The 9,191-nt window shown below is 70.9% G+C and carries 10 protein-coding genes; 4 read left to right on the forward strand and 6 right to left on the reverse strand.

All coding sequences use genetic code 11. From position 1 onward, the window contains the following. Positions 1 to 2 precede the first annotated feature (2 nt). Entirely contained in the window at positions 3 to 782 is a 780-nt protein-coding gene (locus VFJ21_15580) for a thioesterase family protein (GenBank protein ID HET7408544.1), read from the reverse strand. Beyond that, positions 779 to 2,656 carry a CocE/NonD family hydrolase gene (locus VFJ21_15585; protein HET7408545.1) on the reverse strand — a complete coding sequence of 626 codons (1,878 nt, stop codon included), beginning with the start codon at positions 2,654 to 2,656 and terminating at the stop codon, positions 779 to 781. The genes VFJ21_15580 and VFJ21_15585 overlap by 4 nt, the downstream gene beginning before the upstream one ends. A 112-nt stretch (positions 2,657 to 2,768) precedes the next feature. Here VFJ21_15585 and VFJ21_15590 point away from each other — a divergent pair, with 112 nt between their 5' ends. Together VFJ21_15590 and VFJ21_15595 are read left to right on the forward strand one after the other, a co-directional pair. Further along, entirely contained in the window at positions 2,769 to 3,611 is an 843-nt protein-coding gene (locus tag VFJ21_15590; GenBank protein ID HET7408546.1) for an acyl-CoA thioesterase domain-containing protein, read from the forward strand. Positions 3,612 to 3,637: 26 nt separating this feature from the next. Continuing rightward, positions 3,638 to 4,912 carry an MFS transporter gene (locus VFJ21_15595; protein HET7408547.1) on the forward strand — a complete coding sequence of 425 codons (1,275 nt, stop codon included), beginning with the start codon at positions 3,638 to 3,640 and terminating at the stop codon, positions 4,910 to 4,912. A 13-nt stretch (positions 4,913 to 4,925) separates the two neighbouring features. Here VFJ21_15595 and VFJ21_15600 read toward each other — a convergent pair whose 3' ends face one another. Then, positions 4,926 to 5,117 (reverse strand): hypothetical protein, encoded by a 192-nt coding sequence (locus VFJ21_15600; protein ID HET7408548.1) that lies wholly within the window; start codon positions 5,115 to 5,117, stop codon positions 4,926 to 4,928. A 100-nt stretch (positions 5,118 to 5,217) separates the two neighbouring features. On the opposite strand from VFJ21_15600, the gene VFJ21_15605 reads away from it, so the two are divergent. Further along, positions 5,218 to 6,441 carry a cytochrome P450 gene (locus tag VFJ21_15605; protein ID HET7408549.1) on the forward strand — a complete coding sequence of 408 codons (1,224 nt, stop codon included), beginning with the start codon at positions 5,218 to 5,220 and terminating at the stop codon, positions 6,439 to 6,441. A 248-nt stretch (positions 6,442 to 6,689) separates the two neighbouring features. After that, entirely contained in the window at positions 6,690 to 7,853 is a 1,164-nt protein-coding gene (locus VFJ21_15610) for a DUF222 domain-containing protein (GenBank protein HET7408550.1), read from the forward strand. Positions 7,854 to 8,052: 199 nt separating this feature from the next. Here VFJ21_15610 and VFJ21_15615 read toward each other — a convergent pair whose 3' ends face one another. The 3 genes from VFJ21_15615 to VFJ21_15625 are packed head-to-tail and all read right to left on the reverse strand — an operon-like array spanning position 8,053 to position 8,744. Continuing rightward, a complete protein-coding gene (locus tag VFJ21_15615; GenBank protein ID HET7408551.1) occupies positions 8,053 to 8,181 on the reverse strand; it encodes a hypothetical protein in 129 nt (42 codons plus the stop codon). Positions 8,182 to 8,241: 60 nt separating this feature from the next. Then, positions 8,242 to 8,496 carry a Txe/YoeB family addiction module toxin gene (locus VFJ21_15620; protein HET7408552.1) on the reverse strand — a complete coding sequence of 85 codons (255 nt, stop codon included), beginning with the start codon at positions 8,494 to 8,496 and terminating at the stop codon, positions 8,242 to 8,244. After that, complete coding sequence (locus VFJ21_15625) at positions 8,493 to 8,744, reverse strand: type II toxin-antitoxin system Phd/YefM family antitoxin (GenBank protein ID HET7408553.1); 252 nt, start codon at positions 8,742 to 8,744, stop codon at positions 8,493 to 8,495. The genes VFJ21_15620 and VFJ21_15625 overlap by 4 nt, the downstream gene beginning before the upstream one ends. Between the last annotated feature and the right edge of the window lie 447 nt (positions 8,745 to 9,191).

Raw genomic sequence — 9,191 nt, forward strand, 5'->3', positions numbered from 1 at the left:
CTTCAGCGCTCCGCGATGAGCAACGCCTGCGCGCCGCGGCCCACCTGGCCCTGCGCGTCGAAGAGCCGCGAGGTGGCCAGCCCGACCCCGTCGGTGCCCGCGTGGGACACGGCGTCCATGCACACCCAGTCGCCGACCGGTTCACGGAACAGGTGCACGGTCAGCTCGGTGTTGATGAACAGCCAGTCGGCCATCGGGAGCCGGTTGCTGATGCCGTTGGCGGAGTCGGCGAGGCACAGCACGCGTTGCCAGGGCGACGGCTCCTCACCGTCGACCAGAGGCACCCGCATCCGCGCCCAGACCGTCGCCGGACCCAGCGCCGTGAAGTGGCCGTTGACCCAGCGCCACTCCATGCTGGTGAAGTAGCCACCGGAGTTGCCCGGATCCGGATCGCTGTCGGCCGGCAGCGGTGGCGGCTGCCGGGGGGCGTCGTCGACCGGCAGGTCGGCCGCCACGCGGGCGATCCGCCAACCCCGCGCGAGCATCACGGGACGACCGGCGTGGGCCATCTCGGCCTCGACCATCTCGACCCGCTTGCCGGGACGGGCCACCCGCGCGGTCACGGTCAGGTCGGCCGGCGTGGGCACCGGACCGAGGATCTCGGTCGTGACCCGGGCGAGCATGAGCTCCTCCCGCGGATCGGCCAGCTCGAGCGTGCGGCCGAGCAGGGCCGAGGGTGGGCCGGCGTGCTGCGAGGCGGCGTCCCACGGCCCGACCGTGGCCTCGGTCGCGCGGAACGTCGTCTCGTCGAGCTGCTCGTAGAAGGAGGTGGCGGAGCTCACCGACACAGTCTGCACGTCGCGGCGTAGGCCGACGGCGCCGACAGCGGCAGCTCGACCCATGACGCGGCCGCGGCGTTGCGCTGCACCTGGTAGACGCCGCCGACGAGGTTGGGGAGCTGCGTCGTGTTCGGCATCAGGTGCGGGGTGTCGGCGGTGGTCAGCGTGACGCGGATCTGGTGGCCCTTGGCGATGTAGGCGAACGTCGGGAAGACCTCGACGTCGAACCGCGTCACCTGCCCCGGCGTGACCGGCTTCTGCGCCGCCCGCGTGTAGGGGTGGTAGGGCAGCAGCGGCCGGCCCGGCGCGGCCCACCAGGTCCGGGAGTTGTCGAGCGCGCGCATCGAGCCGAGCAGCGCGCCGGCCGTGAGCGGCGTCGACGTGCCGTCTGGCGCGACGTCCTCCACGGTGACGACCCACTCCGCGTCCTTGGTCGTGGTGGTGGCGAACAGGGTCGCGTCGATCGGGCCGGCGAGCACCCGGGGCGCCGCCAGCGGCGGGGTCGTGTAGGTCAGCGCCCCGGGGCCCTGCTGCAGGGTGCGGTCGTCCTGCGTGCAGGGATCGTTCGGGGCGCCGTACGTCGACGGAAGGGTGCCGGCACCCATGATCCACTGCTCGGTCTGCCGGTCACAGAAGCTGGACGCCGGCGACCAGACGACCGGGTCGGCGGCGGTCTTGTCGGCGCTCGGCCGCTTGGCGGTCAGCGTGTTGCCCGCGCCGAGGAACAGCCGGGTCGGCGTGGCCTCACCGAAGGGGTAGGTGCGTGCGTCGAGCCACTTGCCGCTGCCGAGCTGGTAGACGTGCAGCGGCGTGCTGGTGTGGTCGATGCCGGTGGGCTCGTGCTTGAGGAACGTGTCGAACCACTCGAGCTCGATGGCGTGCAGGTTGATGCCGTTGCCGGCGGTCAGGTGGTACCACGGGCCCATCAGCAGCTGGTAGCGCCCGGTCACCGGCTGCCGCGGGCTCATCGGGGCGGAGACGGGCCGGCCCGCCCAGGCGTTCTGCAGGCCCGAGAAGTCGAGCGGCTCGCCGCGCTGGAAGAGGTCGAACCAGCCGCCCACCATGAATGCCGGGATGCCGTTGTCGACGACCTTCTGCAGCATCGTGCGCGGGTTGCGGGCCATCCAGTAGGCCTCGTCGTAGGCCTGGTCGCCACCGGTCTCGCCGTTGATCAACGTCGTCGCGTGGTAGCTCGCGAGGCCGCCGCCGTGCTCCATCTCGAGCTGCGCCGTGTCGACCGGGTCGTGCGGGCCCTCGGCGACCGGGTTGAGCATGTTGAGGCCGCCGGTCAGGCCGAGGTAGGCCAGGCTGAACTCGCCGTCGATGAGGCCGCCCTGGAACGCCGTGTCGCGGTAGAGGTCGTTGCCCGGCACGACCGGGAACAGCGCCTTGAGCGGCGATCCCTTCGGCAGCGCCGCCGCGGTCATGAACTGCGTGATCGCCATGTAGGACTCGCCGAACAGGCCGACCTCGCCGGAGGAGTGCGGCAGCCTGGCCGCCCAGTCGACCAGCGTCGCGCCGTCGGTCGCCTGCACCGGGTCGAACAGCCCGAAGGATCCGTGCGACGCGCCGGTGCCGCGCACGTCGGCGACGACCTCCAGGTAGCCGCGCTGGACGTAGTAGGTGTCCCCCATCGACCCCTTGCCATACGGCGTCTGGGTGAGCAGCACCGGGAACGGGCCCTTGGCCTCGGCACCGGTCTTCGCGTCGGTCGGGTAGTAGACGTCGACCCGCAGGACCGTGCCGTCGCGCATGGTGACCGGGACGTCGGTCACCTGCTTGACGCCGTAGGTCGCCGCCGCCTCGTGCCAGGTGTAGGCGGGGAGTGCCGCGGTGACGCCGGCCGCGGCCGCTGCGGCGCTCAGCGTCAGGGTCACGGCAGCCAGCAGGGACACGGTGGCGCGTCGTCCGGGTCGCATACCGACCGTTTCGCCGGGATCGGGATCACTCCTGCCGGGGCGTGCTCACTGCTGTGGAACCCTGTCGCCCGTGAACGACCTGGAGGACGTCCCGCCGACCGTCGACCGGCTGCTCGAGATCCTGGAGCTCGAGCGGCTGGACCGCGACCTGTTCCGCGGCTACAACCCGGAGCACCGCCACGGCGGCCGGCTCTTCGGCGGGCAGGTCGCGGCGCACGCGCTGCGCGCGGCGACGCACACGGTCGACGTCGAGCACCATCCGCACTCGCTGCACGGCTACTTCCTGCGCCCCGGGCAGCCGGGCCGGCCGACGATCCTGCAGGTCGACCGCATCCGCGACGGCAAGTCGTTCACGACGCGGCGGGTGGTGGCGATCCAGGACGGCGAGGCGATCTTCAGCCTGTCGGCGTCGTTCCACAAGGACGAGGGCGGCGGCGAGTACGCCGTACCCCTCCCGTCCGGCCTCCCCGCGCCCGACCAGGCCGAGGGCTGGCACGACAGCCCCATGCGCGCGTTCGACACGATGTCGCCGTTCGAGGTCCGCGAGCTGGCCCCGGCGCCGAAGGACGAGCGCGGGGTGTTCCCCTGGACGCGGCGCGCCTGGATCCGCACCCGCGGTCCGCTGCCCGACGACCGAGCGCTGCACGCGTGCGTGCTGACCTACATCTCGGACATGGGCGCGGTCTACGCCGCCCGGCTCGCCCTTGAGGTCCCGTGGGGCAAGGGCATGGGCGCGAGCCTCGACCACGCGCTGTGGTTCCACCGGCCCATCCGGCCGGACGGCTGGGTGCTGTTCGACCTGCGGCCGATCTCCAACGCCGGCGCCCGGGGCCTGGTGGTCGGCTCGCTCTACGCGGCCGACGGCACGCTCGGCGCCTCGATCGCCCAGGAAGGGCTCATTCGCACCGACTGACGGCGGTCCCCACCTAACCTGTCCCGGTGAACGAGACCGCGACGGCGACGGTCGCGACCGCCGCGCCGCGCGGTCTCGGGTCGGCGTACTGGCGGGTGTGGGTCGCCTCGACGATCTCCAACCTGGGCGACGGGGTGCGCTTCGTCGCGATGCCGCTGCTGGCCGCGCACGTCACCCGGGACCCGCGGCTGGTCTCGCTGGTGACGATCGCCGGCGCCGCCCCGTGGCTGCTGTTCTCCCTGATCTCCGGCGCGCTCGTCGACCGGTGGGACCGGCGGCGGATCATGTGGATCGCCGATGCGTTCCGCACCGCGGTCGTCGGTGCCTTCACCGTCGCGGTGGCGGTCGGGAAACCGTCGATCGCCCTGATCGCGGGCGTGGCGTTCCTGCTCGGCACGGCCGAGACGATGTTCGACAACGCCTCGCAGACGATCCTGCCCGCGATCGTGGGACGCCAGCAGCTGAGCACCGCCAACGGCCGGCTGTACTCCGGGCAGATCATCACCCAGCAGTTCGCCGGCCCGCCGCTGGGCGGCCTGCTGTTCGGCCTGGCGATCGCTGCGCCGTTCGCGGTCGACGGGGCGTCCTTCCTCGCCGCCGCTGTGCTGGTGCTGTCACTCACGGGCGACTTCCGCGAGCCGAAGGACGCGAATGCCACGCCGACGCGGCTGCGGCACGAGATCGGTGAGGGGGTGCGATGGCTGGCCCGCCACCGGGTGCTGCGCGCCCTGGCCGGGATGCTCGGGCTGATGAACCTCATGTCCACCGCCACCGAGTCGATCCTGGTGCTCTGGGCGCTCGAGGTGCTGCACCTGAACTCCACCGGCTTCGGCCTGCTGTCGCTGGGGTTCGCCGGCGGCAGCCTGCTCGGCAGCCTCACGGCGGCACGCGTGGCCAAGGCCCTCGGCGAGGGGCGGACGCTGTACCTGTCGGTGCTGCTCATGGTGGGCAGCAACCTCGGCGCCTGGGCCACCACGAACGCCTACGTCGCGGGCACGGCATTCGCGTTGGCGGGCTTCGCCGCGCTGGTCTGGAACGTGATCACCGTCTCGCTGCGCCAGGAGATCATCCCGCCCAGGCTGCTGGGCCGGGTCAACAGCGCCTACCGGTTCCTCGGCTGGGGGTCGATGCCGATCGGGGCTGCGTTCGGCGGCCTGCTGGCCGGGGCGTTCGGACTGCGGTCACCGTTCCTCGCAGCCGCAGTGGCGATCGCGGTCTGCGGCGTGCTGATGGCACGGGCGGTCAACCCGCGCTCGATCACGGCGGCACGCGCCGAGCACCAGGCGGCGATCCCGGCCTAGGCCCTGCCGGGTCTCAACGGCGCGGCGGATACGGGCCGGAGATCCGCGCCTGCCGGCGCTGCTCGGCCAGGGCGCGCATGCGCTGACGCTTGTAACGACCGATCTTCGGCGTACGGCCGTGCTTGCGGCGGTAGTGCGCGTCGTAGGCCGCGGACGCGAGAAAGATCGCGGCCAGCACAGCGAGCAGCAGCCACACGTAGACCACGGAATGCACGCTACGCCGCGCGCACCGACCCTGAGGAGTGCGTCAGGTACGGCTTTGCGGGATGCTGCACCTGCACTGCTGCCGAAGACGGGGAGGCGCGATGACCGCGCAGGAGACGGGGATCCGCACGCTGGCCGACCTACCGTCGCTCGACACGCTCGACGACACCTACCAGGCGGACCCCCACGGCGCGAACCGCGCGGCACTCGCGCTGGGCCCGCTGGCGCGGATGCCGCTCGGGCTCGAGGTGCTGTCGTACGACGCCGTGCAGACCGTCCTGCGCGACCGTCGCTTCGTGATGCCGCAAGGGTTGAGCCTGTCGCTGCAGGGCATCACGTCGGGCCCCGTCTGGGACCGCGTGGTCAAGGGCATCCTGAGCCTCGACGGCGACGAGCACCACCGGCTGCGGCGGCTCGTGCTGCACGCGTTCAAACCGCGGGCGGCGGAGCGGCTACGCGAGGCGATGGTCGACATCATCCGCGAGATCGTCGACCGGGTGGCCGGCCGCCGCGAGTGCGACGTGGTCACCGACATCGCCCGGCCCTACCCGATCGCGGTGATCTGCCAGCTGCTCGGCACCCCGCGCAAGGACTGGGAGAAGTTCTCCGCCTGGACCGACGACATCTTCAAGATCTTCAACTTCAACGTGGCCGAGGACAGCCCGGCCATCCTCGCCGCATTCGAGCAGTCCGATGCCTACATCGACGCGATGGTCGAGGAACGCCGGCGGTCGCTGACCGACGACCTCGTCTCCGACCTGATCCGTGCCGAGGAAGAGGGCGACCGGCTCAGCCATGAAGAGATGCGCATGCTCATCGGCGCCGTCCTCACCGCCGGCACCGACACCACCCGCAACCAGCTGGCCGCCGCGGTGCAGGTGTTCTGCGAGCACCCGGACCAGTGGCGACTGCTCGGCGCGCACCCCGAACTGGGTGCGTCAGCCGTCGAGGAGGTCATGCGCCACTCCCCGATCATCTTCGGCACGATGCGCGTCGCCGCCGAGGACGTCGAGCTCTGCGGGGTGACGATCCCCGCCGGCACGATCATCGACGTCAACACGTCGGCGGCCAACCGCGACCCGAGCGTCTTTCCCGACCCGGACCGCTTCGACATCACTCGCCGGCCGGACTCGATGATGCTGACCTTCGGCGGCGGGATCCACTACTGCCTCGGCGTGCACCTCGCGAAAGCCGAGCTGGCCGAGGCGCTGGTCCTGATGGCGCAGCGGATGCCGAACATCCGGCAGACCGGCCCGGCGCCGTGGAAGCCGGTCGTCGGCATCAGCGGTCCGCTCACCCTGCCGGTCGCCTGGGACGTCCTGTAAGCACGGCAGCGGCGCGGGCGTCGGCGTGCAGGTGAAGACCCGTGAGGCCGGCTGGTCCGCAGTCGGTTACAAGCCGGCCTGATTCCCTGCCGCTACGACGCGCCGGGGCAGTTCGTTGCGGGCGCTTCTTCCTCCTTGGGGAACCGCTGAGGGGTGCTCTCGCCGCGTCGGCAGTGCGCTGTTTTTCCTTGTCCACAGGCGTTTTCTGTACGCCGAAACTGTCAGACCTCACGCGTAGTGTCGGTCGCATGTTGGAGTTGCTGACCCGGCTGGCGGGGACCGACCCGTGGGAGCTGTCTCCCGTGGATCGGCTCGACGCGCTCGCCGACTGGGAGCGGGTCAGCGCCTGGGTGGAGGCCCGCAAGGCTGCGTGCCTGGCGGCAGCGGCTGCTCCCGACCCGGACGATCCCCTGGACAGTGAGGACTTCACCCGCGAGCACGTTGCTCTCGCGCTCACCATCTCACCGGCAGCCGCGCACCGGCGCATCGAGCACGCGAAGGTGTTGGATGGTCGGCTGATCGCCGCCCGTGACGCGATGGAAGCCGGTCAGCTGTCGGTGATCCAGGCGATCGGGCTGATCGAGGAGACGCAGGCGGTCGACGACGACACCGCGCGACTCGTGACCAAGCAGGTGCTGGACAAGGCGGTCGAGCTGACACCGGGCCGGTTCCGCAACGTTGTCCGGCGGGCCGTGATCGCCGCCGACCCGGAAGGGGCGGCACAGCGGCGGGAGCAGGCGCGGGCCGGCCGGCAGGTGCAGCACTGGAACGAGCCGGACGGCATGTTCACGCTGTGCGCGCAGCTCACCGCCGAGCACGGCCATGCGGTCTGGCAGGCCCTCACCCGCACAGCCGAGACGTGGACCGACGACGAGCGGACCCTGGACCAGCGCCGGGCCGACGCGCTGGTCGCCCTGTGCACCGGACAGGCCGAAGCGCCGCAGCTGCAGCCGCTCGTGCAGGTCACGATCGACCTGCCGACCGCGCTCGGCCTAGCGGACAATCCCGTCTCGCTGCCCGGCTACGGACCACTGCCGCCAGCGGTGGGCCGGGCGCTGGCAGGAGACGCGGACTGGCAGCGGTGGATCACCGACCCGGTCAGCGGGGAGCTGCTCGACCTCGGCACCCCGCGCTACCGGCCGAGCCGCAAACTGCGGGAGTTCATCCAGGCCCGCGACCGGCGCTGCCGGTTCCCCGGCTGCACCACGCCGGCCCAGCGCGCCGACCTGGACCACCGGATCCCCCACGGCACAGGCGGGAAGACCGACCGGGACAACCTCGTGCCGCTCTGCCGGCGGCACCACCGGCTCAAGACGTTCACCCGCTGGCGTTACCGGCGCCTGCCCGACGGCACCGTCGAGTGGACCGATCCGCACGGCCGCACCTGGCGCGACCCACCCCAACGGGAATGAACTCATATTCTTCCCGGCCGGGCTGGTGTGGTTCTGGCAGTCCTGCGCCCGATGCACGGGGCACCGCTGTGGCGCAACCGCGACTTCATGCTGCTGCAGTCGGGGCAGTTGCTGTCGGCCTTCGGGTCGGGCCTATCGGGGATCGCATATCCGCTGTTGGTGCTTGCGCTGACGCATTCGGCCGCAAAGACGGGATACGTCAGCGCAGGTCATCGAGGACGCGATCCGGTCCCGACTCGCAACCGAAGGCGTCGGGCGGGAGATTCGGGCACGGATCGGCGAGGTCCTCGACGACGATGCCCATGGTGTCCATCCGTTGGACTGCCACGCGACAACCGTATGGACAGCAGGACCTCTTACGCCGAGGCCACTGCCGCGAAGCGGCACCTCAGTAGTGGTATCGAGCCTGCAGGATCACCAGGTCGTCGTCGTCGACGAGATGCACGAGCCGGTGCTCCTCGGTGATTCGTCGCGACCATGCTCCGAAGAGGACGTCGCGGAGCTGCCCCGGCCTGCCGATGCCGGTGAATGGGTCGCGAAGGGCGTCGTCGATGAGCCGGTTGATCCGCGTGAGCGTTGCTCGATCGGTCTGGACCCAGTGCTGGTAGTCCTCCCAGCCATGCGGCGTGAAGACAAGCCTCACCGTTGCAGCTCGTGCTCCTCGCGCTTACCAGCCAGCGCCTGCTCGAGGCTCTCCAGAAGCCGGCGGGCGTTCTGGGGCCCGTGCAGAAGGTGCGCTGTCTCTTGTAGCGCGTCGTACTCCTGACGGGAGAGCAAGACGGCGTCCCCGCGGCGCGACGTGAACTCAGCCGTCGACCGCACCGGCCCGGACGCCGGACAGGTGGCGGAGGCGGATGGGAATCGAACCCGCCGATGGGGGTTTTGTGACACCCTTCGCCACCTGGCACTTCGGCCGCACGGCAGACAGAGTTATACCGTGCGACCTGCGGAAACTTCTTTCCGCGACCGCCCGCGACGGACCGCTGCGTACCGACGGTAACCGCCCTACCCACTAATGATCTTCGGGCTTTTCCGGGCTTTCTTGCGTACGCAACATCAACCAGAACCTGCACAACAGCTGCATGACGCCCGCGCCGCACTTCACGTGAATCCTCTCCCCCCCGACGTCGGCGGCAACGGGGTCGTAACGACTGTTCGCCGACCCGGCAAGTCGATTCCTCGCCCGCGCGGCGCGCGTACAGCATTTCGACCGAAAGATGTCGTGTCCGCCTGTCAACGCTCAACGATCAATCTTCGACGCTGACGGGCTGGCCAACACGTTCGCCGCTGACAAACGGCATGTCGAGGTCGAGGTCGAGGTCGCCTGGCGGTGCGCAC

The organism is Mycobacteriales bacterium (assembly GCA_035690485.1).
Taxonomy (GTDB): Bacteria; Actinomycetota; Actinomycetes; order JAFAQI01; family DASSKL01; genus DASSKL01.